The organism is Natronosporangium hydrolyticum, assembly GCF_016925615.1.
GTDB lineage: Bacteria > Actinomycetota > Actinomycetes > Mycobacteriales > Micromonosporaceae > Natronosporangium > Natronosporangium hydrolyticum.
Genome location: NZ_CP070499.1, coordinates 4,854,453 through 4,880,046 on the forward strand (window position 1 = coordinate 4,854,453; position 25,594 = coordinate 4,880,046).

The 25,594-nt window shown below is 68.9% G+C and carries 32 protein-coding genes and 1 tRNA gene; 4 read left to right on the forward strand and 29 right to left on the reverse strand.

The features are described 5' to 3' along the window. The 10 genes from JQS43_RS21855 to JQS43_RS21900 form a co-directional block, all read right to left on the reverse strand. Complete coding sequence (locus tag JQS43_RS21855) at window positions 1-1,047, reverse strand: AAA family ATPase (protein ID WP_239676246.1); 1,047 nt, start codon at window positions 1,045-1,047, stop codon at window positions 1-3. Further along, complete coding sequence (locus tag JQS43_RS21860) at window positions 1,044-1,664, reverse strand: hypothetical protein (protein WP_239676247.1); 621 nt, start codon at window positions 1,662-1,664, stop codon at window positions 1,044-1,046. Before JQS43_RS21860 ends, JQS43_RS21855 begins: the two co-directional genes overlap by 4 nt. Further along, the gene (locus JQS43_RS21865) at window positions 1,661-2,401 is read right to left on the reverse strand and encodes a DUF4129 domain-containing protein (protein ID WP_239676248.1); all 741 of its coding nucleotides are present in this window, start codon (window positions 2,399-2,401) and stop codon (window positions 1,661-1,663) included. Before JQS43_RS21865 ends, JQS43_RS21860 begins: the two co-directional genes overlap by 4 nt. Continuing rightward, on the reverse strand, window positions 2,398-3,135 hold the full coding sequence (locus JQS43_RS21870; RefSeq protein ID WP_420847717.1) for a uracil-DNA glycosylase: 738 nt from the start codon (window positions 3,133-3,135) through the stop codon (window positions 2,398-2,400). Before JQS43_RS21870 ends, JQS43_RS21865 begins: the two co-directional genes overlap by 4 nt. 15 nt (window positions 3,136-3,150) lie before the next feature. Further along, window positions 3,151-3,843 (reverse strand): dienelactone hydrolase family protein, encoded by a 693-nt coding sequence (locus JQS43_RS21875; protein ID WP_239676249.1) that lies wholly within the window; start codon window positions 3,841-3,843, stop codon window positions 3,151-3,153. Between the two features lie 125 nt (window positions 3,844-3,968). Next, window positions 3,969-4,628, reverse strand: coding sequence for a hypothetical protein (locus JQS43_RS21880; protein ID WP_239676250.1), 660 nt, complete (start codon window positions 4,626-4,628; stop codon window positions 3,969-3,971). Window positions 4,629-4,667: 39 nt separating this feature from the next. Next, window positions 4,668-5,600 carry a Ppx/GppA phosphatase family protein gene (locus JQS43_RS21885; RefSeq protein WP_239679532.1) on the reverse strand — a complete coding sequence of 311 codons (933 nt, stop codon included), beginning with the start codon at window positions 5,598-5,600 and terminating at the stop codon, window positions 4,668-4,670. 52 nt (window positions 5,601-5,652) lie between these two features. Next, window positions 5,653-6,951, reverse strand: a complete 1,299-nt coding sequence (locus JQS43_RS21890) for a hypothetical protein (protein WP_239676251.1) — start codon at window positions 6,949-6,951, stop codon at window positions 5,653-5,655. Next, window positions 6,948-7,766, reverse strand: a complete 819-nt coding sequence (locus JQS43_RS21895) for a class I SAM-dependent methyltransferase (protein ID WP_239676252.1) — start codon at window positions 7,764-7,766, stop codon at window positions 6,948-6,950. Before JQS43_RS21895 ends, JQS43_RS21890 begins: the two co-directional genes overlap by 4 nt. 58 nt (window positions 7,767-7,824) lie before the next feature. After that, window positions 7,825-8,319, reverse strand: a complete 495-nt coding sequence (locus JQS43_RS21900) for a YajQ family cyclic di-GMP-binding protein (protein ID WP_239676253.1) — start codon at window positions 8,317-8,319, stop codon at window positions 7,825-7,827. 119 nt (window positions 8,320-8,438) lie between these two features. Here JQS43_RS21900 and JQS43_RS21905 point away from each other — a divergent pair. Continuing rightward, a tRNA-Tyr gene (locus JQS43_RS21905) sits at window positions 8,439-8,522 on the forward strand. A gap of 137 nt (window positions 8,523-8,659) precedes the next feature. On the opposite strand, the gene JQS43_RS21910 is transcribed toward JQS43_RS21905, so the two are convergent. The 13 genes from JQS43_RS21910 to JQS43_RS21970 all read right to left on the reverse strand — a co-directional run bounded on the left by JQS43_RS21910 (window position 8,660) and on the right by JQS43_RS21970 (window position 19,089). After that, complete coding sequence (locus JQS43_RS21910; RefSeq protein ID WP_239676254.1) at window positions 8,660-9,697, reverse strand: tyrosine-type recombinase/integrase; 1,038 nt, start codon at window positions 9,695-9,697, stop codon at window positions 8,660-8,662. 344 nt (window positions 9,698-10,041) lie between these two features. Beyond that, window positions 10,042-10,302, reverse strand: coding sequence for a helix-turn-helix transcriptional regulator (locus JQS43_RS21915; protein WP_239679533.1), 261 nt, complete (start codon window positions 10,300-10,302; stop codon window positions 10,042-10,044). Window positions 10,303-10,605: 303 nt separating this feature from the next. Next, on the reverse strand, window positions 10,606-12,174 hold the full coding sequence (locus JQS43_RS21920) for a YfjI family protein (RefSeq protein ID WP_239676255.1): 1,569 nt from the start codon (window positions 12,172-12,174) through the stop codon (window positions 10,606-10,608). After that, window positions 12,171-13,034, reverse strand: a complete 864-nt coding sequence (locus tag JQS43_RS21925; protein WP_239676256.1) for a bifunctional DNA primase/polymerase — start codon at window positions 13,032-13,034, stop codon at window positions 12,171-12,173. Before JQS43_RS21925 ends, JQS43_RS21920 begins: the two co-directional genes overlap by 4 nt. Window positions 13,035-13,069: 35 nt before the next feature. Then, window positions 13,070-13,237 carry a hypothetical protein gene (locus tag JQS43_RS21930; protein WP_239676257.1) on the reverse strand — a complete coding sequence of 56 codons (168 nt, stop codon included), beginning with the start codon at window positions 13,235-13,237 and terminating at the stop codon, window positions 13,070-13,072. A gap of 111 nt (window positions 13,238-13,348) precedes the next feature. Then, on the reverse strand, window positions 13,349-15,523 hold the full coding sequence (locus JQS43_RS21935; RefSeq protein ID WP_239676258.1) for a cell division protein FtsK: 2,175 nt from the start codon (window positions 15,521-15,523) through the stop codon (window positions 13,349-13,351). Window positions 15,524-15,633: 110 nt separating this feature from the next. Further along, window positions 15,634-15,813, reverse strand: coding sequence for a hypothetical protein (locus JQS43_RS21940; protein WP_239676259.1), 180 nt, complete (start codon window positions 15,811-15,813; stop codon window positions 15,634-15,636). 5 nt (window positions 15,814-15,818) lie between these two features. Then, a complete protein-coding gene (locus JQS43_RS21945; RefSeq protein WP_239676260.1) occupies window positions 15,819-16,175 on the reverse strand; it encodes a hypothetical protein in 357 nt (118 codons plus the stop codon). Next, complete coding sequence (locus JQS43_RS21950; protein WP_239676261.1) at window positions 16,168-16,380, reverse strand: hypothetical protein; 213 nt, start codon at window positions 16,378-16,380, stop codon at window positions 16,168-16,170. Before JQS43_RS21950 ends, JQS43_RS21945 begins: the two co-directional genes overlap by 8 nt. Further along, entirely contained in the window at window positions 16,370-17,566 is a 1,197-nt protein-coding gene (locus JQS43_RS21955) for a hypothetical protein (RefSeq protein ID WP_239679595.1), read from the reverse strand. Before JQS43_RS21955 ends, JQS43_RS21950 begins: the two co-directional genes overlap by 11 nt. Beyond that, the gene (locus JQS43_RS21960; protein ID WP_239676262.1) at window positions 17,563-18,021 is read right to left on the reverse strand and encodes a DUF3307 domain-containing protein; all 459 of its coding nucleotides are present in this window, start codon (window positions 18,019-18,021) and stop codon (window positions 17,563-17,565) included. Before JQS43_RS21960 ends, JQS43_RS21955 begins: the two co-directional genes overlap by 4 nt. Beyond that, window positions 18,018-18,614 (reverse strand): hypothetical protein, encoded by a 597-nt coding sequence (locus JQS43_RS21965; RefSeq protein WP_239676263.1) that lies wholly within the window; start codon window positions 18,612-18,614, stop codon window positions 18,018-18,020. Before JQS43_RS21965 ends, JQS43_RS21960 begins: the two co-directional genes overlap by 4 nt. A 73-nt stretch (window positions 18,615-18,687) precedes the next feature. After that, complete coding sequence (locus JQS43_RS21970) at window positions 18,688-19,089, reverse strand: hypothetical protein (RefSeq protein ID WP_239676264.1); 402 nt, start codon at window positions 19,087-19,089, stop codon at window positions 18,688-18,690. Window positions 19,090-19,290: 201 nt separating this feature from the next. Between JQS43_RS21970 and JQS43_RS21975 the strand changes: the two genes are divergently transcribed. Next, window positions 19,291-20,154, forward strand: a complete 864-nt coding sequence (locus tag JQS43_RS21975; protein ID WP_239676265.1) for a GntR family transcriptional regulator — start codon at window positions 19,291-19,293, stop codon at window positions 20,152-20,154. Between the two features lie 35 nt (window positions 20,155-20,189). Beyond that, window positions 20,190-20,789, forward strand: coding sequence for a bifunctional 4-hydroxy-2-oxoglutarate aldolase/2-dehydro-3-deoxy-phosphogluconate aldolase (locus tag JQS43_RS21980; RefSeq protein WP_239676266.1), 600 nt, complete (start codon window positions 20,190-20,192; stop codon window positions 20,787-20,789). 79 nt (window positions 20,790-20,868) lie between these two features. Here JQS43_RS21980 and JQS43_RS21985 read toward each other — a convergent pair whose 3' ends face one another. From JQS43_RS21985 to JQS43_RS22005, 5 genes are all read right to left on the reverse strand, one after another. Then, complete coding sequence (locus JQS43_RS21985; protein WP_239676267.1) at window positions 20,869-21,507, reverse strand: hypothetical protein; 639 nt, start codon at window positions 21,505-21,507, stop codon at window positions 20,869-20,871. A gap of 662 nt (window positions 21,508-22,169) precedes the next feature. Next, on the reverse strand, window positions 22,170-22,337 hold the full coding sequence (locus JQS43_RS21990) for a hypothetical protein (RefSeq protein ID WP_239676268.1): 168 nt from the start codon (window positions 22,335-22,337) through the stop codon (window positions 22,170-22,172). A 68-nt stretch (window positions 22,338-22,405) separates the two neighbouring features. Then, the gene (locus JQS43_RS21995) at window positions 22,406-22,759 is read right to left on the reverse strand and encodes a hypothetical protein (protein ID WP_239676269.1); all 354 of its coding nucleotides are present in this window, start codon (window positions 22,757-22,759) and stop codon (window positions 22,406-22,408) included. Then, on the reverse strand, window positions 22,759-23,205 hold the full coding sequence (locus tag JQS43_RS22000; RefSeq protein ID WP_239676270.1) for a hypothetical protein: 447 nt from the start codon (window positions 23,203-23,205) through the stop codon (window positions 22,759-22,761). The genes JQS43_RS21995 and JQS43_RS22000 overlap by 1 nt, the downstream gene beginning before the upstream one ends. After that, window positions 23,198-23,464 (reverse strand): hypothetical protein, encoded by a 267-nt coding sequence (locus JQS43_RS22005; RefSeq protein ID WP_239676271.1) that lies wholly within the window; start codon window positions 23,462-23,464, stop codon window positions 23,198-23,200. The genes JQS43_RS22000 and JQS43_RS22005 overlap by 8 nt, the downstream gene beginning before the upstream one ends. A gap of 443 nt (window positions 23,465-23,907) precedes the next feature. Between JQS43_RS22005 and cutA the strand changes: the two genes are divergently transcribed. After that, entirely contained in the window at window positions 23,908-24,231 is a 324-nt protein-coding gene (gene cutA, locus JQS43_RS22010) for a divalent-cation tolerance protein CutA (protein ID WP_239676272.1), read from the forward strand. Here the strand turns inward: cutA and JQS43_RS22015 are convergent. Next, entirely contained in the window at window positions 24,158-25,399 is a 1,242-nt protein-coding gene (locus JQS43_RS22015) for a helix-turn-helix domain-containing protein (RefSeq protein WP_239676273.1), read from the reverse strand. The genes cutA and JQS43_RS22015 overlap by 74 nt on opposite strands. Window positions 25,400-25,594 lie beyond the last annotated feature (195 nt).

The following is a 25,594-nucleotide window of genomic DNA, read 5'->3' on the forward strand; positions in this document are numbered from 1 at the left end:
TCAAAACCGCCCCGCGTCCACCGGCTCCGGCGGGGCGGCACCGTCCGGGCCGGCGTGCCGGGGCAGCGCACCGGTCGCCGGCGCCGGGGTGTTGGCCAGCGCGTCCGTGACCACCACCGCTGGGTCGGCGTTGCGGAGCCACAACTCCGGACGCAGCGTGATCCGGTGCGCCAACGCCGGCACCGCCACCGCCTTCACATCCTCCGGCACGACGAAATCCCGCCCAGCCATCACCGCCCGCGCCCGAGCCAACAACAGCAACGCCAACGACCCCCGCGGGGAGGCGCCTACCAGCGCCGAGGCGTGCGACCGGGTCGCGCCGGTCAACGCCACCAGGTAGTGGCCGATCGATTCCTCCACCGTCACCCGCTCCAGCGCGGCCTGCATCGCCAGCAGGGTCGGCGGGTCCACCACCGGCGCCAGCCGGCTCTCCTCCTGCTGACGGACCATCCGCCGGCGCAGCACGTCCCACTCCTCCTCCGCCGCCGGGTATCCGAACGAGACCCGCAGCAGGAACCGGTCCAGCTGCGCCTCCGGCAACGGGTAGGTGCCCTCGTACTCGATCGGGTTGGCGGTCGCCAGCACATGGAACGGCGCCGGCAGCGGATAGGTGACCCCCTCCACCGACACCTGCCGCTCCTGCATCGCCTCCAGCAGCGCCGCCTGCGTCTTCGGTGGGGTGCGGTTGATCTCGTCGGCGAGTAGCAGGTTGGTGAAGACCGGGCCGGAACGGAAGGTGAACTCGTGGTCGCGCTGGTTGTAGAGGAACGATCCGGTGACGTCGGCCGGCAGCAGGTCCGGTGTGAACTGCAGCCGCCGGAACTCCAACCCCAGCACCTGCGCGAACGAACGGGCGGTCAGCGTCTTACCCAACCCCGGCAGGTCCTCCAGCAGCACGTGGCCACCGGCGAGAATCCCGGCCAGCACCAGCTCCAGGGCGTCCCGCTTGCCCACCACCACGGTCCCGACCTGGTCAAGCACCGCCTGCGCCAGCCGGCCCACCTCGGCCACCGGCAACGTCGGCACGGGTTGGTTCTGCTCACTCATAGTTCCTCCACAGTGGTAACCATCGCCGCCAGCTCCCTCGGTGACGGATTGCGAGGCGACGGCTCCGAGACATAGCGCCACACCCGCTCACCCAGCAACTGCCGCGCCCGCTCCGGATCGCCCGCCACCGTAGCGCCGTACCGCTGCCGCAGCCGCTCATCAACCAGCTCAACGAAGTGGGGGTGCAGGGCGCGGCTGCCCCGCCACAACCCGGCGCGGTCCCACCGTAGCCGCGACTCCCAGCGGTACACCGCCGGCACCAACCCATCCGGATCGGCCGCGTCGCCCCGCGGAGGACGCTGCCCCAACTCCGCCACCGGAGCGGGGGCGTTGGCTGCGCCCGTCCAGTAGTCGGCGAGCATCCGCCCCCCGGCGGCCGGACCGGCCGACGCCTCCGGCCCCAACCCCTGCTGTGCCCGCCGCAGCAACAGCACCGCGAAGATCGCCACCGGCGCCACCGGATACCAGAACTCCACCCCGAGCGCGTACAACACCACCGCCAGCCCGGCACCGAGCAGCACCGCCGCCAACGCGCTCGCCCCCAACCAGCGGAGAATCTCCCCGGTACGCGACGAGCGGCGCTCGTCACCGCGGTCGAACAACTCGTCGAGGCTCACCCGGACACCCCCACCCGCGCCGCCAACTCGCCCTGCAGCCGCGCCAACGCGTCGCGCGCCTCCTGGCGCATCCGCTCATCCACCGGATGGCTGGCGAACCTTGCCCGCCGGTACACCTCCGCGAACTCCCCCAATACCGACTCGCTCACCTGCTGCCCCCGCAACAGCCGAACCACCAGATCGGTGGCGGTGTCCGAACGGTGCCGGGGCACCCCCGCCTGCTCCGCCGCCTCGGTCAACCGCACCCAGCAACCGATCACCGCCCGGCGCGGATCCTGGTCATCCTCGGAACGGAGCACGGCCTCGCTCACCGCCTCGAAGAGCTCGTGCTCATCCGCGGCGGCCTCGGCCAACGCGGCGTCATGGAGCGCGCTCGTGGCCGCCCCCCGCAAACCCCGCACCCGCAGCCAGCGCGGCTTGAACGTGATCCGGCGCAGGTACCGCCACAGCGCCCGCGCCAGCAGCGCCGCGACCGCCGCGAATAGGGCGATCAACAACCCCCGGAACGCGGTCGCCAGCCACGGGATCGTCGACTCCTCCGCCTCCACCGGTTCCGCCAGCGGCGGCGGCTCCGGGACGAACGGCGTCGGCGGCGCCGCCGGCGCCTGCCAGCCGGTATCCCGCGCCGAAATCTCCACGGTGCCGAACCCGGCCGCCACCGCGACGCCCACCAGCACCACCCCGGTCAACGCCAGCAGCCAGAACGACCGGCGCCGACCACCCCCGCCGCCGCTCACCGCAGGCCCGCCAGCTGCTTCGCCCGCCCCAACACGTCGTCCAACATGGTCGGGGTCAACCGGCCGGTGAAGGTGTTCTGCTGGCTGACGTGATAGCAACCCAGCACCCGTGGCCCGCCGCCGGCGAACCACAACACCCCATGCCCGAACTTCGGCCGCGGCACCGGCGGCGGCAAACCATACGCCGCAGTGAGCGCCGGAAACCAAGCCCCCCACGCGAACGCGCCGAACGCCACCACCACCCGCAGCGTGGGCCGCAGCAACGCAATCTCCCGATGCAGCCACGGCGCGCAGGTATCCCGCTCGACCGGGGTGGGCTTGTTCGCCGGCGGCGCGCAGCGAACCGCCGCGAAGACCCGGGTATGGAACAGCTTCAGCCCGTCGTCCAGGCCGGTACTCACCGGCTGATTCGCCAGCCCAGCGCGGTGCAGCGCAGCGAAGAGGACATCACCGGACCGGTCCCCGGTGAAGATCCGGCCAGTCCGGTTGCCGCCGTGCGCGGCCGGCGCCAACCCCAACAAACCGATCTCCGCGTCGGCGGCGCCGAAGCCAGCCACCGGCCGGCCCCAATACTCCTGGTCAGCGAAGGCGGCCCGCTTCGTCGCCGCCACCTCCTCCCGCCAGGCCACCAGCCGCGGGCAGGCGCGGCACCGGATCACCGCCCGGTCAAGGTCGGCCAACGTCCCGGAACGGGCCGCGGCGCTCGCCACCCCCCGGACGGTCTTGGCCCCCACTGAACTGGGCAACGCTCACCCGAGCCTGGTCCGGAGCGCGTCGAGGGTACGCGCCCACGCGCTGGCCGCCGCCTCCGGATCGAAGACCTCCGGCCGGTCATCGTTGAAGAACGCGTGCTTGGTGCCGGGGTAGTCGTAGAGGTCGCACTCCCCGCCGGCCTGCACGATCGCCCCCCGGGCGGTCTGGATCCCGGGCGCCTGACTGGAACCATCCGCCTCCGAGCAGTGGATCACCGCGGTCTTGCCCGCGAACTCCGGCCACTCCGGCCGCATCCGCTCCCACGGAATCGTCGGATAGAAGCCAACCGCGAGCTGTACCCGATCCGACAGGGTCGCCGACCACAACGCCAGACTGCCGCCCATGCAGAAACCGACCGCGGCCACCCCGGTGTGCGGCTGCGCCTGCGGCAACCCGGCGAGGTAGTCCGCGGCTGCGCCGATGTCCCGGGCCGCGGTGTCCATCGCCAACCCCATCAGCAAGGTACGCGCCTCATCCGGCTCGGTGGTGGTGGCGCCGTGGAACAGATCCGGCGCCAACGCTACATACCCGGCGTCGGCGAACCGGTCCGCCACCGTGGTTATATGGCTGACCAGCCCCCACCACTCCTGGATCACGATCACCCCGGGAGCTGCCGCCGCCGACCGCGGCAACGCCAGATAGCCCTCACTGGTGGCACCGTCGCTCGGGTAGCTCACCATCTCGCCCATCGGCTGCTCCTCCTACCGTCATCAACGTCGACTACTCACCCAATCACGTCGCTGCCACTGGCGCGAAGCGTGGGGTGTCGTGGCGTGGCGGCACCGTCACTTTGCGAACAAACACCGCGGTCAGGCTAGTCGCTGTCCTGCGCGTCATCAGGCGTTCCGGCGACCGGCTCCAGGCACACCACCTCGCCCTCGGACTCGGCGCCGACGGTACGCTCGCTGGTGATCCACAACGCCTGCTGGGTGGTGGGGTGCTCCGCACACACCTCACCAGCCTGGGCAGCCTCGAACTCGCCGTACTGCCAGGTACCGTCGGCGCCCACCACCGACCAGTACGCGTCGCCGCCCTCGCAGTCGACCACGCTCATATCGTCTGCGGTGGCCGCCTCGGTGAGGCAGTCACCCACCACCGGCGTCTCCTCGCTGAAGAACTGGAGCGCGGCGAAGCCGGCGGCGGCGACCACCAGCGCCCCGATCACCGCACTGCCAGCGATCAACGCGGTCAGCCGTACGCCGCGGCGTACCGGTGATTCTGCGGGCTCCGGATCGGCGTGGCCGGCGTCGGGCTCGGCGGAGTCGGGCTCGGCGGAGTCGGGCTCGGCGGAGTCGGGCTCGGCGGAGTCGGGCTCGGGGGGCGCTTCTTCGACCGCGGGAGGGGTGTCCGCGGGCAACGCCTCCGGCGGCGCCGCATCCGGCGGCGGGCCCTCCGGTTGCGGGTCGTCCGGTGTCGGTTCGTCCGGTGTCGGTTCGGGTGATGTTGGCGGCGGCGGGTCAGTGGGCTGACTCATCGCAGGATGTCCTTCCATCGAGGGGTGATGGCGGTCACCCTACGGCGTCGGCTCCCCTAGCGACCACGCGATCCCATCAAGGATGTCGTGCTCGCTCGCGACCACGCTATGTACCTCCGCCCGGGCCATCACCGTCCGCAAGATCAACGCACCGGCCCCGATCACATCCGCCCGGCCCGGGTGCATCACCGGCAACCGCAACCGCTGCTCCCGGCCCATCGTCAGGAGTTCGCCCGTCACCTTGGCGACCTCGTCGTAGCTCACCCGGGCCTGATGGATCCGCTCCGGCAGATACTCCGGCAGGCCCAGCGCCAGCCCGGTCACCGTGGTAACCGAACCGGCGAGCCCGATCAGCGACGAGTGCCCGCCGCGGCCGACAACGGCCAGCGCCTGATCGACCACCGCCGTAATGTCCGCTTCGGCCGCCTCGACCTCCGCCGGCGTCGGCGGGTCGCCGCGCAGATACCGCTCGGTCATCCGGACACAGCCGATGTCGACCGAGACCGCCCGCTGATGAACCTCCGGGCTCTCGCCCACCACAAACTCGGTCGAGCCGCCGCCGATATCCACCACCAGGTACGGCGGCGACACCTGCACCGGCAGGCCACGGACCGCACCAAGGTACGACAACTGCGCCTCTTCCGCCCCGGTGACCACCTCGGGGACCACCCCGAGCGTCTCGACCACCATGGCGACGAAGGCCTCCGAGTTGCCCGCATCTCGGGTCGCCGACGTCGCGACCATCCGCACCCGCGACGCGCCCCACCGGCGGATCTCCACCGCGAAGTTGCTCAACGCCACCTGCGTACGCTGCAACGCCTCCACCGAGAGCCGGCCCGTCCGGTCGACCCCCTCCCCCAACCGGACAACCTCGTTGCGACGAGTCAACGTCTGCAACGGCTGCTCGGCGGCGGAGGGCAGATCCGCCACTAGCAACCGCACCGAATTGGTTCCGCAGTCGATCGCTGCCACCCTGGTCACCCCGCAACTCTACTCAGGCGGGCAGCGACCGGGCGTAGCGTGATCAGTCAGAATCGAGCCCGATTCGGGAAACCGCCACCGCCGGGTCCGACCCGGCTGGGTCCGGCGCGCCGGCCCGCTGGCCGACGACCGGCGCCGGGACGTGGTGGGTCGGCATCGGCTCCGACGACCCGGGCCTGGCAACTTCGTCCTGAAGGCGGCGACGACGACGCACCGACAGGACGATCGCCAGCAACCCGGCGACCGACAACACCGGCACCCCGATCGCCACCGTCAACCGGGCATGCCACCCCGCGTCCGGCAGCAGCCACGCCGCCAGATCGATCGCGAACGCGGCCGCTACCACCACCGTCAGACCGGCCGCCACCCGGTTCAGTCGGGAATCGAGCTGCTGGCTGCGGCGCGACGACTCGGCCAGCAACGACTTGCCGACATAGTCGAGCAGCTCGCCGGCGCGCCGATGCGCCTGATCCAGGCCGATCACCTCCCGGGTCGCCAGATAGTTCGCCCGGTGCTGCTGCGCCGACTCCAGTCGATAGGTGTCCAGCCGATGGTAGGAGGCCCACACCCGGTCAAGGAACCGGCGCAGATCATCGGCGCGCAGCCGGCCCAACTGCGAACGGGCCAGCTCGTCGAGGATCCGGCGGCCACCGATACTGGCGCTGAACACTATGGAAAGCTGGGCGGTGGCGATGTCGGCCGGCTCCAACATCGTCAACAGGTCGTCCAGGTCACTGTGCGGGTCAGCCGCCCAGGCGTACGTGTAGGGCAACAGCACCTGGCAACACGGCCCCATCGACAGCACCGGCACCCGGGGGTCCGGTGTCCACGACGGCTCGACGGCGACAAAGTGGCAGTTGTACCTCACCGCCCGCCGATCGACCGACGTCAACCCAAACTCCGGATCGTGCCCCGGCCGCAGCACCAGATCCCGCAGCACGCCAACGGCTGCCGCCGCGTACAAGGCCTCCCCGATCACCTCGCTGTCGGCGTCCCGCAGCTCCCGGTTGACCCGGGCGTCGAACTCCGCCAACCGGTAGGCGTCCATGCTTCGCAGGTCGACGTCGTGTCGCAGCGCGTACGTCAGGAAGACCACCCCGGAGCTCATGATCCGGGCCCGGCAACTGACGATCTCGGTGCCGGGCAGGCTCACCGCACCGCGTACCAGGGCGGTGAGCTCTGCCTCGATCGTCGCCTCAGAGTTGTAGGCGTTGGAGCCGAGCTCCGCGGCGCGCAACGGCACCTCGCCCCGACCCGGCACCACCACCGAACCGGCGGTGAACTCGATCGCTCCATGCTGGAGCGGATAGGCCCGGGTCTGCAGGTGCAGAATGTCGCTCAAGATCGGGCCACGGCGATGTGCTCAGGGATCAGACCCCACTCCGCGACGCTGACCTCACCGAGGTAGCGCTGCTGCAGCTGCTCCGGGCTCTCGTTGTCGACCTTGGCGTCGGCGGCGGCGGCGATGTCATCGACGGTCAGGTAACTGGCAGACTCCGGGACACCGCGGCGCCGAAACCAACCTCGCTGCGCAGCCAGCACCGGATTGTCGGCGGCCGCCACCGGCCAATAACTCACCGCGCTGACCGTGCCCGGCCCGAACTGGGCGCCGAGCCCGGCCACCGCCCGCGCCTCGGCATCGGGCAGGTAGAAGATGACCCCCTCCACCACATACACCACCGGCCGGCCCGCGGCGACCGTCCGGACATGGTCGACGAGCCGCCGCCGGGCAGCCGGATCAGCCAGGTCCACGGCCCGGTGCTCCACCGGCCGGTCATCCACGACCCCTGCCGCGACCAGCTCAGCCAGCCGGCGCTGCTTCGCCTCGATGATCCGCGGCAGATCAGCCTCGATCGCCACCGGAAACCGCCGCAACCACGGGTACGAAGTGAAGCCGGCGCCGCAGACCAGCAGCACGGTCTCGGGGTTGCGCTCCAACGCTTCGCTGAGTAGGTCCACGATGCACCGACCCCGCAGCGACACCACCAGGTCATCGTGGGGGTACACCTCGTCGGCATATTCGTCCCACAGCTGCCGCACCTGATCGCGCTGCGCGTCGGGGATCCAGTGCGCGGCCAGCGGATCCTGCGCCAACTCGGGCCGACGGGCGCGGGACTCGTTCACCAGAAACGCGGTCAGCTCTACTCCACCATCCATGCCGCCAGTATCGCCGACCGAGTCACGTGGGCCGCGTCACGCCGGCTGTACGGTCACCTCAGCGGTAGTTGGTGAACTGGAGCGCCACCTCGAAATCGGCGCCCTTGAGCAGCGCGATGACAGCCTGCAGGTCGTCCTTCTTCTTGCCGGTCACCCGCAGCTGGTCACCCTGGATCTGGGCCTGGACCCCCTTCGGCCCCTCATCGCGGATCTTCTTGCTGATCTGCTTGGCCTTATCCTGGCTGATCCCCTGCAGAATCTTGCAGTCGATCTTGTAGATCTTGCCGGAGGAGCGAGGCTCCCCTGCCTCCAGCGACTTGAGCGAGATATCCCGCTTGATCAACTTGTCCTTGAAGACGTCGAGCGCGGCCTTCACCCGATCCTCGGTCTCGGCCTGGACGGTGACCGCCTCCTCCCCGGCCCACGAGATCTCGGCGCCGGTGCCCCGAAAGTCGAACCGGGTACCGATCTCCCGGGACGCCTGCTGCAGGGCGTTATCGACCTCCTGCCGGTCGACCTTGCTGACGATGTCGAAGGACGGGTTCGCTGCCATGATCCGATTCTCCCGATATGTGCCGTGGGTTACCGCCACGGTTGACCCTACCCACTTGCCAACCTGCCCAACGCGCCAGCTATCCTTGCTGACGCCACCGCGCCGCGCGCGGAGGTCCTGGCGGGTTGCCCGAGCGGCCAAAGGGAGCGGTCTGTAAAACCGTCGCGAAAGCTACACTGGTTCGAATCCAGTACCCGCCACCACCAGCAAAAACAGCCCCTGACCAGGCGAAACCTGGCCAGGGGCTGTCGTGTTGCGGTCCGGCTATCACCGGCCGGCGGCGGCCCGATCCGGACGTCTGTGGAACATCCGTGGAACGAACTTTCATCGGCAGGTGTCGCTAAGACTCCACATCCGGTCGCAGCGCTTCAGCGATCCGTCGCCGCGCAACCCGGTCCCGGCCGACCACGCACCGGGCGTACACCCTGAGGAGTACGTTCACGCTGTTGCCGGCCCACTCGGCGACCTGGGTGGGGTCTACCCCTGCGTTCAGCCAGCTCGACACTGCCGCATGTCGAAGGTCATACGGTCGACCGGCCAGGGGTGAGGCCACCTCGGCAGGTGAGAGCGCGAGCCCTCGTGCCTGCTCCCAGACCCGCGAGTAGACGCTGTCCGGCACCGGGCCACCTCGCGTCCCTCGGAACAGCCGGCCGTCCGGAGCGACGCCGAACGTCTCTAGGTGAGCCCGCAGAAGCTCCCACAACTCAGGCACGCAGGGCACCACGCGCGTGGTCTTCACACTCCGGTGCTTCAGCTGCCGTTTCCCCCGGCGGCCTGAATCAGTCCACCCCGCCGCAACCGCTGGGTTAGACCCGTTGAGGACAAGCTCGGCAAGTTCCCCTTCGCGCGGCGGTACGAGGTCAGTCTCCCGCAGCGCGATCACCTCGGCCGGACGCATCGCCGCGTAGTACATGCAACCGAAGAACGCAACCAACGGCGGGTACGTCAAAGCAACCGCTGTCAGTAGGGCGCGAGCCTGGTCGTGGTTCACCACTACTCGCCGATCGACCGCCTCGTCTTTGGCCGGTGGCTGCCAGGTAAAGCGCTGAAGTGGGTTACTGGTGAAGTAGCCCAATTCCACGCCGTACTGGAGATACCCGAAGAACACCGCCCGGCGACGCGCTACGGTGGTCGCCCCTGCTGCTCCCCCGTCGAGCTTGACCGTCAGTGAATCGAGTATTCGCCGAGCCGCACCGGTGTCGTCGAAAACGTCAACGCCCGGGGCGTGCCGCTCCAGCCATGCCAGCTCCCTCGTCCAATCGGCGGGGGGCGTCTCCGCTTCGCCTCGGCGCCGGACGTTGAACACCCACCCCCGGAGCGCCTGACGTAGCGCCTTGGGCGATGGCGAATCCGCCCGACGCGGCAGGACCGCCAGCATGACGGCGGCAAGGCCGTCAGCAACCGACTCGCGCGACTTAGGGGCCAACCGCGGCCACTTCATATCGACGAAGGCCCGAGCGTGCGCGAGACAAGTAGGAGTGGGGCTCGTCGGAAGCATGCTAGCCGGCAGCCCGGTGTCGACATCGAACGGTTGTCCCTGCCGGGACGCTGTCATCAGTTCAGCGCGGAACGATTCGGCCAGAGCGCGGGTCGTAAACGTCCGGTGCTGCCGCTCCCCGGCGACTCCCCACCTCACCCCGTAGGTTCGGCCACGCTTGCGGTCGTAAGGACGCACAGCCCATATTCGGACATCGTAAGAGGTAGACCGCTTCTCCTCAGTCATCAGTGACCCACCTCCTCAAGTGCATTCAGCCAGCGGTCTAGCTCGCCCTGACGGATTCGAAGATCACCGTTCGGAAGCCTGAAACACTTGGGGGCTTTCCGCTTCGCTCGCCAGTCGTAGAAGGTCGATCGAGAGATTTTGAGGACGCGGCAGACATCCGCGATCGTTAGGTGATCTGACGCTCGGCGGTCCGGCTGCTTCGGCAGAGCGCTGCTCCTTTCGGCTCTCCTGGATGGGGTTTGGCGGACGCTGTTCGGCATGCTCACGGCCTTTCTGGTGTGGAGGGTTTCCGGGGCAGGCTGCGAGGTTGGGTCGCTGAGGCGGGCTCCTGGCGGCCTGCTGAGTTGGCCGTAGCGGCAAGATCACGGCCTTTCGAGGGGTACCGGGTGGGTCGGATGCTCTACGGGGCTCTGAGCGGTCCGCCGTGGCGCTGCGATCGTGGGAGTGCGTGACAGCGTTGACACGTTGACAGTTAGCCGTCCGGAGTCCGTTTGCCCTGGTCACCGGGCAGCGGTTGCTGTCAACAGGGTTGCAGACAGGGCGTTGACAGCCGTTGACACCGCTCACCGATGACCCCCCGGAATGGTCCCGAATGCTTGGTTCACCGCGGTGGTGGTGGTTTCGGCGTGGTCGGCGAGGTCGGCCGCTCGGGGGTGGAGTTCGTAGCGGCCGCCGTCGCCGGCGCGCACCCATCCGAGGTAGGTGAGGGTGTCGAGGGCGGCGGTTACGTCGGCTGCTTTGGGCAGGCGTCGGATCACCTTCCGGTGAAGTTCCCGGCGGGTGAAGTTGCTCATGTCGTTGGCTATGAGGACATGGAGTGCGTGGCGGGCGGCGGTGGTGGCGGGGTCGGCGGCGATGGTGGAGGTTGCGGTTCGGTAGTGGGCGGTGAAGAACTCGGCGAGCTTCACGGCGCCGGTCATGGTGGCGGCGTCGACGGGCTTTCGCCACGCGTCGGTGGGGTGGTGGGCGGTGTGGAGCAGGCCGGCTAGCCGGATGGTGGCGCCGCCGAGCTTGTTCGACCATTCGCGCATGTCGTGCAGCGCCCCGCCGGGGCGTAGCTGCTCTTCGACAGCGGCGGCGGTGTGGCTGCGCAGTTCGGCGGCCTGGTCGGTGAGGGTGACCACGGCGGGGTCGGTCCATTCGGCGAGGGCGGCGGCCAGGTCGTGGATGTGTCCGGCGTAGGTGTCGGCGACCTCGGCGGGGACCGGGTCGGGGTCGACTTCGCGCCAGCCGGCGAGGCTGGTCGGTAGGGCGAACAGGAACCGGGCGACCAGCCCTCGGCCGACCATGTCGGCGTCGGCGCCGAACTTGCGCAGTACGCGGGGTTGGATCATCACGCCGACCGTGAGCGAGGGTTTGGGGACGTACTCGGGTTCGCGGCCTTTGCGGTCGACCCGCAGCGGGAGGGTTCCGGAGTGGCCTTTTAGGTAGGGGTCGAGGTTCGGGGTTGAGGAGTACCGGCCGGCGAGGGTGTCGAAGATGCCGCCCTCGTCGGAGATCACGGCCATGCGGCCGCCGTTGCTGGCCATGAGCGAGGTGAGCGCTTCGGGGGTGGCGTCGTCGGCGAACAGCCGAGGTAGGCCGGGAACTGTCACTGTTTCAGCTGCTAGGGCGGCGGCGATGGCCTCGGCGGTGAGTTCGTCGCGGCGGGCGGCGTCGGCGCGGGCGGCGGTGGCCTTGGCCTGCTCGGCGGTGCGGGCGGCGATGTCTTTCAGCGCGGCCTGCTCGGCGATCAGGGGTTCGGTGCGGTCGGCCAGGGTCCGTTCGGCGTCGAGCAGCGGCCGGGTAAGCAGGCCGTGCACGGGGCTCTTGCGTTCGCCGGGGTCGGCGACCACTGCCACGAACAGGTTGACCGGTTCGCGCCAGCCGGGGCGGGCTTCGACTTCCAGCCGGCCACCGGCGCAGGCCGAGAGCACGGCCAGGGCGACGGTGCCGGCCATGGCCGGATCGGTTTGGGTGAACCGGGCGGTGGCGGTGACCATGTCGGTCAGCCAGCCCGGTAGCGCGTCGACGGGGAACGGTGGCGGCGGTGTGGTGTGGGTCAGCGGTACCGGCACTTCCCAGGGCATGCCGCCGCCGCTGCTGGTGGGGGTGGTGAGGTCTGGCCGGTGTCCGTTGAGTGTGGTGGTCATGCCGCGACGCTCCTGGGGCGGTGGTGGCCGGCGCGTAGGCCAGATGCGATGGTGCGGGCGGTTTCCCGGGCGCCGAGCCCGGCGGCTTGCCCGGCGCCGGTGAGGGCGGCGGTCACGTCCGGTTGGGTGAGTTCCCCACCGGCGACCAGCTGGCCGAGTGCCACCGCGGAGCGGTAGAGGGCTTGGTTGCGTTGGCCTTCGGGTGCGGTGGTGACGTGGTCGACCTGGCGGGCGATGGCGGTGGCGAGGTAGGCACCGCGGCGGTTGGTGGGCAGGTCGACCACGACCGGGCGGACTGGTGGCGGCGGGGCGGGGGTGAGTAGTTCGGCCAGCCATGCCGGCAGTGGGGCGGGGTCGGATAGCCACGTTTCGAGGTAGGGGCGGCCGGCGACGGTGCTGCCCGCGGCCACGACGTAGCCGCCGTGTGCGCGGGTGTCGACCAGCCAACCGAGCTGGCGGGCGGTGTTGCGTAGCTGCTGCCCGGCGGGGTGTTGGTAGTAGAGGTGGGTACCGCCGCGTCCGGTGGTGACGGTGTAGGTGTCGACCGGTAGCGGCTGCTGGTGCTGTTCGGCCAGGGCGGCGAGCACGTCGGCGCCGTTGTGGATACCTTCGCGTGCCCACGCTGGTGGGGGTGTCTGGTCGGGCTTGGGGGTGTCGAGGTCGAGCACGACCAGCCGGGAAGGGCCGCAGGCGATCCCGACGCCGTAGGGGCCGGTGGTCCAGCAGCGTTGGATGCGGGAGGGGTCGAGGGTTGCCCGGGGTTCCCAGTCGCGGATGGCGGGTCGCTTGTCGTCGGGGCGTAGCGGGAACACTCGCCAGCCGCGGTCGGCGGCGGCCAGGGCCGCGGTCAGCAGCTCCATTGTGGGTCCTCCGTTCGGGTTGGGGTGGCGGTGGGTTAGGGGATCTCGCCGCATAGGCAGGCCAGCGCCATGAGCGCCAGGGCGGCGAGGACCATCAGGCGGTACTTGGCCAGGGTCTTCAAGGCCCAGCCGAAGGCGACCACGGCGGCGACGATCAGCACGCCGGTCACGAGGGCGGTTTCGAAGTCGGGGGCGGTCTCCATCGGTACCTCCGGGGTTACGGGCCAGCGGTGGCGGTAACGGCGGCGTCGCGGCTGCTGTAACCGGTCTGGCCTGCGGCAACGGGTGCGGGTAACGGGGTAACGGCCGGTGGCTCAGCCGGCCGGCGGGGTGTCTGAGGGGCCGTGTGCGGGGTCGGTGGCGGTGTTGCCGTTACCGGCGAGCTGCCGCTGGTGGGTGGCCTGCTCGACGTGCTCACGTCGCACGCCGCGGGCCGCTCGGCCGTCGACCTTGACCACCGGTGAGGGCACCTCGAAAGTGCGCAGCAGCGCGGAGATCTCTTCGGCGGTGGCGTCGGCGTACTTGTCGGGCATGTGCTCGGCCAGCAGTTCGGCCAGCTGCGACCAGTGCAGGGCGGGCCGGTCGATGAACGACCACACCCGGATGACGTCGGCCAGCGGGTCACGCACCGTGCGGGCGGTGGTCTCGCCCGCGGCCATCCCGGTCAGGGTGCCGGCGGCCTCGCGCATCCGGCGGGCGGTGGTCAGGATCCGCTCGGTGTCCTGCCCGTCGGCGAGGTAGGTCCGCACGGTGGGGGTGTCGTCCCCGGCGCCGCGCAGGATCCCCACACCCTTGTAGGTGGGCAGCAGCGCCGAGGAGTCGTGCCCTTCGGAGTAGGCACCGGCGCCCAGCACGACGTCGGAGACCTGCCACGACGACGTACGCAGGCTGAACCGGACTTGGTGGTTGTCGCGGAACGAGGTGAACGCGCGGCCTACCTCGCCGGACCCGACGCCGCCGGGCTTCTGCGTGGCGCACAGCACGATCACTCCGGCGGCCGGGGCCACCTTCACCAGGAACACCAGCAGCGAGGCGATCTCTTTCTCTTTGGCGGAGTCGCCCAGGTCGAAGTACTCCTGAACCTCGTCGACGACCACCAGCCGCACCGGCATCCGGTAGCGGGGGTTGCGGGCGATCTCGCGGGTCAGCTTGCCTTCGGGGCACACCTCGGCCGGCAGTTCCGACAGCCGCTGGTAACGGTCTTGCACATCGGCGCGTAGCTCCCGCAACGCGTCGATGAACCCTTCGACCGGGTCGCCGTCGCGGGTCATCGCCAACCCGAACCCGCACCGGTCGGCGACCAGCGCGAACTTGCGCCAGTCCGGCGAGCCCTTGCCGTCGAACACCGTCAGCTTGCAGTACGGGTCGAGGGCGGCGTAGAGGGCCAGCAACCGTGCCGACCACGACTTGCCCTGCCGGGGCACCGCACCGACCAGTACCGAGTTCCACATCAGGGTCAGCTCGACCCGCTGGCCGCGCTGGTCGAGCCCCAGCGGGGCGGGCTTCCACACGTCGGTGGGTTGCAGCTTGAGCAGCGGCGTCCGGCCGGCCGGGATCGCCAGCGGGTCGCGGTCGGCCACCCACAGCTGATGCCGCCGGTTGCTTGACGGGTCGCGGGACAGGAACACCTGCGACACCGCCACGTCAAGACCGCTGGCGATCGCTTCGCGGGCTTTGACCGCGTCGCTGAACCCCTTGCCGTAGGGAAGGTCGATAAGGACGGTCGACCCTTCACCGTCGCGGGCCATCGGCGACCCGAACGTGATCTGCTGACTCGGCTTGTCCGGGTCGCCGAGCTTCGCCGCGTAGTAGGCACGCAACACGATGTCGGCGTTCAGGCGCCGGAACCTCGGTGCGACCACCGCAGGCGACACGATCCGCTGCCCCACCGGGCGACCCACGCGGGCCAGCAGCGGCACCAACACCACCACGGTGACCAGCTGCACCCACCGCGGCGCCCAGAACCACCACGCCCCGACCAGGCAGGGCAGGGCGGCCATAGCCAGCAGGAACACCGGTAGCCGGTTGCGGCGGTGCTGGTCGGCCTCCCGCATCAGCTTCATGTAGCCCTCGACGTCGTCGCGGTCGGCGGCGCGGACCCGTTCGCCGTGCTGCTCCAAGTCGTAGGCCCAGCGCCAGAACCGCCACCCCAGCCGGAACATGCCCACCACCGACCAGAACACCGCCAGCGCAACGTATTTCGGCGACCGAACCGCGTGATACGCCGCCGCATGTGCTGCGTGACCGGCGATCCGGCGAACGTTGCTGCGCACATTTCCCCACGTGCGCCAACCGGCCGGGATCACCGGCTGTTCGGTGTGCTCCCGAACCGTCGTGTCCACATACACCGGGCCGCGCCGCGCCGCCGGCTCCTCATCGACCCGCTGCGGCTGCTGCGGGATGGCCGGTTCCGGGTCAAGCCGCACCTCGTAGTGGGTGGCGCCTTCCTCCGCTACCTCAGCGGGGGGTGGCTGCTCACGGTTGTCCATAGTTCCCTCCCTTTAGGTTGGTTGATGGATGGTCGGCGGGTAGCCGACCGGTCAAGGCCCGACCCCGACACCCCGGCCGTGGCTGGCGGGGTCGGACATTCACCGGCCGGCTACTGGCCGATCCGCCAGTAGTGGCGCCGCTCGGCCGCCAGCACCCGATCCCGCTCGACCGGGTCCATCTGGTCAAGCAGCCAGTTCCGCCAGCCCGGCTTGTCGTTAAGCCGACGCATGATCGACCAGACCGCCGCGTCGTCCCACCGTTGGATCTCCTCCGGCGTCTCCCGCGTCATGACGGCTACCGCCCCGACCCGCTCGCGGCCAGCCGGCGGGGTGTGCCCACCTCGGCCCGAACCCGAATCGGCCCACCGGCAGCCGTGACAGCGGCGCGGCGGCGGGTCACCGCCGCGGTAGCCACCAGCACCCCACCGGCCACCGCCAGAACAGCGGCGGTAACCGCCGGCTGCCACAGCAGCGCCGCCGCGACAACGGTCAGCAGCCAGTTCCCGGTGGCGCGCACTCGCCGGGTGACATACCGCCGCCGGGGCCGGTGCGACCACGTACGGCCGGTGAACCACACGAACGCCGACCACGCCACCACCACGGACACAAACCCAACCGACCGCGCCAGAACCACCAGCAGCGCCTTACCCATCACTGCTCACCCCCTGCCGGTCACGCAGGGCCGCGATCAGGCGCCGCAACGCGTGCCGGCGACGCCGTTGTGCTCGCCACAGCCGCTCCACCTCCGGCTGGTCCGAGCTGAAGATGGCGGCGGTCAGCCAATCGCTGTGTGCCCACTGGTACCGGTCGACCATCTGGTCAACCGCATCCGCGAGCCGGAAAAGATCAGGCAGCATCACGGATCACCTCGACCCCGTTCGGCGCTACCGCAGCCGCGACCAGGTCGCCGCCGGTGGCAGGCTTCGGCCAATACCGCTGAACGGTGCGCAGCGACACCGACAGCCGCCCGGCCACATCCACCGGGGCCGCGTTGGGGGTACGGGCGACAGCCGCCGCGACACGCTCCGCTGTGCTCTGTCGCTTGCCCTGGCGCCGCCGCTGACGCGGCCGTGGCGCCACCGGGGACGGGTCGCCGTCGCTGTCCTGGCGCGACCCTGTCGCCTGCCCTGTCGTCGGCTCTGGCGTGCCGCTGTCGCCAGCGATACCCAACCGGTCAGCCAGCTTGGCGCGCCACCAGTCGTAGTCGGCTGACGCTTCCAAGTCGCGGGCGATCCGGTCAAGGTCGAGCGTCAGCGCCGCCGCTTTCGCGTCGCGGCGGTGCTGGTGCTCGCTGCGCACCACCACCCGAACGGCGCGGGCGATCCGCCGACGCCGCCGAGCGGCGACCCGCTCGGCCTGCTCGGCCGCCAGCGCGTCACGGGCAGCGGCAAGCGACGCGCCCAGATCGAAACCATGCTCTGCCGCCAACTGGCGAGCCCTGGCGGTGACGACCGGCTGGCGCAGCCACCGCCACCCGTAGGCCGGGGGGATCTGCTCCAACATGCCCTGCTCCCGTAGAGCATCACGGCGCCGGGCCGCGCTGTGGAGCAGATACAACAGGTACGCCGACACGCTCAGCGTGCCGAACACCGCCACCGGATACAGCTCGCCCCAATGCCCGACCACGATCACCCCAGTGGCCAGGATCGCCACCACCAGCGAGAACACACGCCACCCGGTGGCACGCTCACCCAACCGGCGCCGCTGGTCAGCGATCGCCGCGACCACCACCGCCAGCGTCTCCAGGCACGCGGCCAGCAGCACCACCGCCGCCACCCGCGCCACCATGGGCAGACCGTCCGGGAACGGCAAGTGCGTCAGCCCGACCCAAACCTGCCCGATAGCGGCCCCGGCCACCGCCAGGCCGTAGTACGGGGCCGCCAGACGCTCGGCGCTGATGCTCACCCGGAACCGGCGAGGCGGCCGGCTATCGCGGGTCGCCGCAGCGGTCGCCCTCGCCACCGCCGCGTCATAGGCGTCCTGCGACGGCAGACCCCGGTCTATCACCTGCTGCAACACCGCAGGTTCCATACGCCCACTCATGCGATCACCACCGCGGCAACAAACAGCCAGCCGATGTGCCAGGACTGATCGAGCGCGTACGCCCCGGTACCAAGCGACGGGTTGTCATCGCGACCGGGTCGCGGAACCCCCAGCAGGTAGAACCGGGCCGACCCGGTCGCCTCAGCCAACCGCCGCAGCGGCGTACGCCGGTCGGCGATGTAGTGGGTCACTGCCGAGATCGCCAGCCCTGCCGCGACCCGCCACGGGTCCAACGTCAGCCCGGTACCCAGCACCAGCACCAGCAGCGCCACCACCCCGGTAGCGGTGTAGGACACCACGTGCCCCAGGCAGGCGACCCGACCACGCCACCCCGGCAAACCCTTGTGATCTGCCTGGTGCTGAGTCTGAACGAAGTGGTCACCCACCATGTGAGCCGCATACAAGGCAGCGAATACCGCCCCGACCACCGCGGCTGCCTCATACCCGGCGCTCATCGGGCCACCTCCGCACGCCCGGCCGCCGTCAGCGCCGCCGCCACCGCATCAACAGCCCGCGAAGGCAATGCAACGGTGATGTGCTCACCGCTGCCCAGCTCCACCGTCAGCCCGGTATGACCGGTACGGCCGATGTCCTCCGTGACGACCACCCGCACCCGCGGCGAGACCTCGATGGTGGTCCGCCAGCCGCCGGTCTCCAGCTCGACCACCTCTGGCGACGGGCCGCGGTCACCCGGGTCCGCGCCGGAGAAGCGGGCGGCCACCTCGGCCACCTGCTCCGGGGTGAGCTGGTCGGCACGGCGCCAGGAGCGCAGCAGGGTGGCGGCGCTGTCCGGGGCAAGGTCGACCCCCCACGCGGACAGGGCCTTGATCGCGTCCGCGACGATCGGGCGCTCGGTGTCGCCCTCCTCGGCCGCCACCTCGGCGGCGTATTCCGACACGTAATCCGCCCACTCGGCGGCGGCATCCTCAACGACCGCCGTCTTCTCGGCATCGCCCCGGTAGTCGTACTCAGACGGTGCCGGGCCAGCCGCTGAGGCCAGCTCGGGCCGCACAGCGGCCGAGGTGACCTCGTCGTATCGTGGATTCACGATCAGGAGCCTCCAAACTTCTTGATCCAGGCCCCGGACGGCGTTGCAGTCGCCAACCGGGGCCACCTTCACTTCAGGCCGCATCGGCAAGACCAGCCGAAACACTCGGACGGCGGCGGAACTCGACCACCACCCCTGACCGCGGCTGCCGCAGTCGACGCCGGATCTCCCACGCGCTGACTCCCCGCCCCGCCAGCACGCGCGCCGCTTCAGCCCGCTCGGCCGCCGTCAGCTCCACCGGCTCGCCCCGGCACGCCAGCCGAACCGCCACCTCATCGACGTGGTCCGGGTCCGGCACCAGCTCGCGTGGCAGCCCGTGCTCCACCACGACCCGCTCGTCATCACGAATCGCCAGCTCCCAACACGCCCCGCAGGCGACCCCGCCCACCAGCAGCGGCACCGGCACACCATGCCGGCAGTGACGCGAAGCCACCACCGCCAGCGGGTGCGACTGACCCAGATGTCCCTGTGTCACCACGTATCTCCTTTCGGTGGTCTGTTGCGATGCATGCGAACCTAACAGTTGGCTGGTTTGCCAGTCAACTGTTAGGTACAACTTTTCGCTGACGTGGGCCGTGCAGCAGTGGTGACCTCGGGAGACACAGCCAACTGTTAGGCGCTGGTATCGTCGGCACGATCCGTCGCCACGCTCAGCAGGCCGCTCGGGAGGGTGTCCATGTCGTCGCCTCGACCACCGCTCGAACCATCGGAGTCACGCACCCGCCAGGTAGCGCGCAACATCCGAACCGACATCGAGGCCGGGGTACTCCGTCACGGTGACGTGCTGCCATCCACGCGCGAGCTGGCCACCGAGTGGGGCGTCAGCCCGTTCACGATCAGCGAGGCGATGAAGCTTCTGGCCGCGGATGGGCTGGTCCTCAGCCGTTCACGAGCCAAGCGGGTAGTCAACGCACCCGCCCAGGCGCGCCGCACCGAGATCAGAGGCTCGACCCCGCACGTCATCGTGATCGGCGGTTACGCCGGTAGCGGCAAGACAGAGCTTGGCCGGATCCTGGTACGGGAGACAGGCTGGCCGCTGCTCGACAAGGACACACTCACCCGGCCGGTGGTCGAGACAGCCCTAGAGTCAGTCGGACGATCCCCGCACGATCGAGACTCCGACTACTACATGAAAGAGATCAGGCCGCGTGAGTACGAAGCACTCGCCGCCGCCACCAAAGAGAACGTCGAGTGCGGCAATAGCGCAATCGTCACGGCACCGTTCATCCGGGAGTTCAGCGACGACGCTTGGGTGAAGCGAATCCAGGCCGTTCATAGCGCGATGAACGCAACTACCACCTTTGTCTGGGTCTACTGCGACCCAGAGACAATGCATACATACCTACGGCGTCGAGGCGCCGCTAGGGACTCCGGCAAGCTGTCGGACTGGCCAGGCTATTTGTCGGTGATCGACGTCGACTTCAGGCCGTCAGTTCCGTACCACCTCATCGACAATTCGGAGGCTGCGGCACCACTCCATGACCAGGCCCGGGAGCTAGTTCGAACAGTCATGGCCGACAACATCGGCTCTACCAAATGACCGCGGAGGCGCTGCCATTCAGACAGCAACGAGTGATGGTCATCCTTCGTGGCCTGCCATCACCCACTGCGGCGGTGGCGGCAGCGAGCCGAGCGTGGGATTCAGGCGTCGAGCTGGTCGAGGTCCCGGTCGAACGGCCTGAGCTGGTCTCGTCGCTCGCGGCAGTGGTGGCAGCTGGAGCGGAGCGCGGCAAGGGTGTAGGAGCTGGCACGGTGATAACCGGCGACCAGGTCCGGGCGGCGGCCGCCGCTGGTGCCCAGTACACGGTGGCGCCTGGTCTTGACCTTGCGGTAATGGCCGCGAGTCGAGCGGCCGGTATACCGCACCTGCCGGGCGCAGCCACCGCCACCGAGGTTCAGCACGCTAAGGCCGCCGGCTGCGATTGGGTCAAGGTCTTCCCGGCCGGAACCCTCGGGACTGCCTGGTTCCGCGCGATGCAAGGCCCGTTCCACACCATGAATTTCCTAGCTACGGGCGGGGTATCGCTCGCCGCCGCGCCCGACTACCTTGCCGCTGGCGTCCGGGTGGTGGCCTTCGGCGCTGCCGCAACCGATGCAGAACACCGGCAACACCTCCGGGACCTGGTCACGGCACCAATGAGAGCAGCTGTCAACGGGTGTCAGCGCGCCCGTTGACGCTCCGTCTGGCCTCCTGAACAGCGCAAACACCAGACTGTCAACGTGTCAACGCTGTCTCCCGAGAGCCGCAAGGCTCCTACCCGGCCCGCTCCGGCTGAGACTGCGTTTCCTCCTTCTTGCCGATACTCTCGTCCAAGTCGTTGATGAACATCTTCAAAATCTGGTGATCATCTAGAGATTTGTCTTTGTGCCCCAAATCTCGGCGCATAGCAAGAATCAATTTTTCCCACTCGAACAGTAACTGCTTACCTCTGCCCTTGTCTCCAGCCGATCCTTGCACCGTCAGCTGACGAAATGCTATCCACTGATTCAAGACTTGAGCTGAAGCCCACGGCATCGCTTTAGCTGAGAAGTTTGCGAAGTACTCCACTACAGCACTGTCATCGACCTTCTCTACACGCTTCTCCTTGGGTATATTGAGCTGCATTATCTTCAACCATTCTCGAATGAATTCCTCATACAACTTAGCCCATTGGGTACGCTGCTCGGCCTCAATTGCCTTCTTCCGCTCAAAGACCCGACCTCCCACAACCGTGAGAGTTGCAACGATCACGGTGGCACTTGCCCCCATCATGGCTGCCACTACAGTCGGATCAGCCCTGACGAAGAATCTTAAAGCACTAAACAGAAAGGCGCCTATCAGCAGCAGCAGGGCTACCACGATCAGAACTGCTACAGTCAACTGCGCCTTCGACGTCTCTTTCTTCGCTTTCATCAGACAATCGTAGGTCTGATGCGAAGGCTCCACCATGTCCAAACTGTCGACTTCTCGACAGTGGATGGCTAAGGCGCAGGCCGGAAGCTAGGACCCTGACCGGCTACCCTCGTCACGGCACTACCGCTGCCGCCGACCAACATTCATGAAATGATCTAGAATGCGCCCGAGTCACGGCACAAGTTTTCCCAGCTCATCGTGGGTGCTTGACGGCGAAACTCGGCCGTCTGTAAAACCGTCGCGAAAGCTACACTGGTTCGAATCCAGTACCCGCCACCACCAGCGAAAGCGCCCGACGACCAGCACGAACACCAAGACCCTCTAGCGGCGTATGTCCGGCCGTCGGTCCGGTTCAGTCCCGCCATATCCGGCCCTCTACGGCCATCCACGGACACATAGCGGACAGAATGATCATGGTCCCCGGCTGACATCGGACCGCGGGTCCACCGATGCCAGGGGCCGCGGTGGTCATGGAGAGCGCCCACGACATAGCGATCTTGCCGCGGTTGGCCGGCAGCGAAAGGGCTTACCTCCACCTTTCCCTAGCGAGGCTGGCCCGTCGTGAACCGAGTCTCCTACCGAGTGCCCGCCTGTCGCACGTGCGAACCCGCGCCCACCTGGCGGCTGCGGCTGCCCGCCGGTTCATCCCAGCCCAGTCCACATCACACATATCGGCCGGGCAGACCCCCTAGACCCGACTCGATCTCGGCAACGGCCCTCGCCCGGGAACAGAGCCGATGATGCACCAGCCCATCCTCCACCCGGAAGTAGGCCGGCCCACCCGGACGCGGCCCGTCCGCATACGGCAGCGCCACCGCGGCAAGATCCATCCCCGCACTGGGGTTGTCACGGGCCGCCTCCTTGTCACCAACCCACGGGCGTGGGCGAGCTGGTAGGCTCAAGGCCGGTCGGGTGCGCATCGAGGCGGCCACGACCCGCGGCAAGGCCGAGTGCCCCCGCCAGGATCATGCTGCCGGCACAGCGCCGGCTCCGGCGGCAGCGTCCACGCGATGAACCGGTCGTAGAGCTGCGACACCGACAGGTGCGGTAGGTCCCGCACCGCCTGCTCCAGCAGCTCGAACGCCAACTCGCCGAGTCTGCGTCCATACCCGTACCGGATCAGCAGCCGTCGACGGGCCGCCGCGCATGGCCACGGGTCACCACACCGGCACTGCCACAGCCGATCGCCACCGCGCAGGCGGGGCTTGTGCTTGCCGACTCCCCGCAGGTCCCACCGCCGTTGCGTGATCATCACGGCCGCCCCCGCTCACTGACAGACAGCGCTAGCACCGCGCGGGCTGCCAGTTGCGCCCCGTGCTCTTCCCACAGTGAATAGGTGCGGGTCATGTGGGCCACCAGCTCCGCCGGGCCTGATCCATCAGCCAGCCGCCGGCGGCACAGCGCTACCTGCGCCTCCACCACCCCATCGCCCCGCTCAAACTGCCGTTGCGACTCGAGCAGATCCTCCTCATCCCACTCCCGGGGCTGCCCGGCCATCATCGCTACCGCGTCGCTCAGCAGCGCCGCAAGCATCTCGGCATCCCGGCCGGCCAGCGAACGCTCTACCGCGCCCTGGCCGCTGTGGCGGGCCAGCCGCACCAACGCGGCCACCTGGTGCCCACGCCGTTCCATGACGCCGCCCAATGCGGCCGGGCCGGTGGTCTTAAGGGCAGGGACGCTACCCCCCGGACTAGGCATTGCTTTCCTCCTGCTCAAACTCCCGCCACGCCGCCGCGAGGTCGGCGCGCAGGCAATCCTTGGCCCCTAAGTGGGCCTGCGCTAGGTTCAGCACCCGCTGCGCCTCGCGCCGATGGCCCTCGGCAGCCAGCCCTCGGGCCGCTGCCAGCAACACCCGGCAGCAGCGGTCGGCGTCGCCGGCCTCGACCGCGGCCTGCAACGCCACCAGCAACAACATTCGCGGCTGCCCGGACCCCGCCCCGGCCGCCACCTCCGCCACAGTCGCCTGCCGCGGCTGGTCTGGCTGCGTCCCGACTCACGCCCGCGTTCGAGGACGTCTCCGGTCCTGCCGACCCCGGGGATTGGATGAACGTCACCGTCAGGTAGCGGTCCCGGCGTCTGGCCGGGGTCTGCCGCCGGCGGCTCTTGTCGACGTCGACGCTGTAGCACTGTGTCACCTGCCTTGTCGCCTTAGGAGGTAGTCGGACAGCGCAGCGGCGAGATTCCCGACTCCGCCACGCCGCACCGAGCACAACGCTCCCTCCCCCAGAAGGTGCGTCGAACCAATCCGCTGTGCCTTGTGGGCAGCGAGCGGCTGTCACTGACAGTCAGCTTCGTCCCCATCACCGATCGACGGAAGGCCTTGCCTGTCCATCCCGTGTCCATTCTTGATGGTACGGGTGTCCAACACCGTCACCAGAGCTGCTCGCCTAGGCTCGTGGCATGACGGATCTGTGGAACGTGTCGACAGCAGTGGAAGATCGGCAGGCGGCGGAGGTTCTTGCCGAATCAGCGCTCATGGCAAAGCTCGCCGCCAGCGCTCAGCTTGTCGGGCCGGTTGGCTCGATGTTCTGGCACCACGGCGAGTTCGGAAGCGCGCAGGAGTACCAGGTGATCTTCAGGACTACCGCTTCTTGCTACCAAGCGCTCCAACAGCACCTGATCGACAACCACCCTTGGAAGAATCCGGAGGTCACCGCCGTGTCCCTGGCTGCAGCGTCACCGCAGTACGCCCGGTGGGTGGAGCAGACAGTTGCCGAAGATTGAACACTTGCTCAGCCCTCGTGCGCAGGTCGGCCACAGCAGGCTGTACCGGTTCCATGCGACCGATGAGGTTCCTAATCCGCTCGTGTGGCCGTACCGAACCCACGCCTGCGCACAGATCCATGGCCTTGGACGCAACCGCACACGCCTGCTCGATCTCGTTAGCCTCCAGGTAGGCGTCGGCGAGGAACGACAGGTACAACCCCTTGTCACGTCCATGGGTGTCGTCGTAGCAATCCAGGGCGTCCTCCAGTGCTTTGATCGCCCGTAGCGGCCGACGCAGCGCTGCCCAGCAACGCCCGGTCATGATGTCGTGTTCCAGGCCGTCGACCCAGTACACCCAGTCCGGCTCGGCCGCCTGAGCGGAGACGGTGAGGGCGTCAGCTGCGATGTCAAGGTGCCGCTGGGTCTGCGAGGCGTCGCCGATGTTGGCGTGCGCCCATGCCCGCCTGCAGTGCAACAACGTCCTCACTTTCGGAGGGCTACCGCGCTCGGCCCACTCACATGCCGCAGTAAGGTCCTCGATCGGAGGCTCGCCTACCGTGAGCCTCTGATACCCCAGGAACGCGAACGCGTTCCCGGTAAGCGAGGGGTCGCCCGCCTCCTGGGCAGCTTGAAGGCTCAGCTCGTACATGTGCCGCGCCTGTGGCTGCCAGCCAGCGTCGAAGGCAGCCCATCCCGCGAGCTGGGCTTGCTCGGATAGCAAAGCCAACAGCTGCCTGCCCGTGGCTTCGGGATAGCTTCCCTCGTGCAGCAGGAGTGCGGTGGCCTCGACTTCCTCAGCGAACAGTTCGTAGGTGTCGGCGCCGCCAAAGTAGTCGTCAAGACGCCGCAGGCGTGCGGTGTTCATCAGCAGCTGCCGAACTAGGTTTCCGCCCAGCTGGCGACCCGCCTTCAAATGATCCATCAACGGTGCCAGGGCCACCGCTGATGCTGCGACGCCCAGGAACTCCCGCCGCGGCAACAACGGTGCGGGCTGCCCTTCCTGCCCTAGCTGGGCGAGTCTAGCTAGATCGCCACAGGCGTTGAGGGCGTTGTCGATCAGCTGGGCGGTTTCCGCGTCAGGGACGACCCGCCCGGTCTCGATCTGGTAGAGCTTCGACTTGCTGGCCAGTGTGAGCCGAGCAAGATCACGAAAGGAGATGTTGCGCTGCTTCCGTAGCTCGCGCATATGGCTGCCGAAGCCAGAGTCGACAGTAGAGCGGCGTGGCATCGTAACCCCCAGGTGGAGGACTGGGAAGGCTGCCGGCCTCCACACCGGCGGCCGAAACAGATCCTACCGGCCACCCGTCCACAACCGCCAGCGGTTCAACGGCGTCCACCCAGCGATGGACAGCCGTCGCGATGGTGGACAACGGGTGGACAG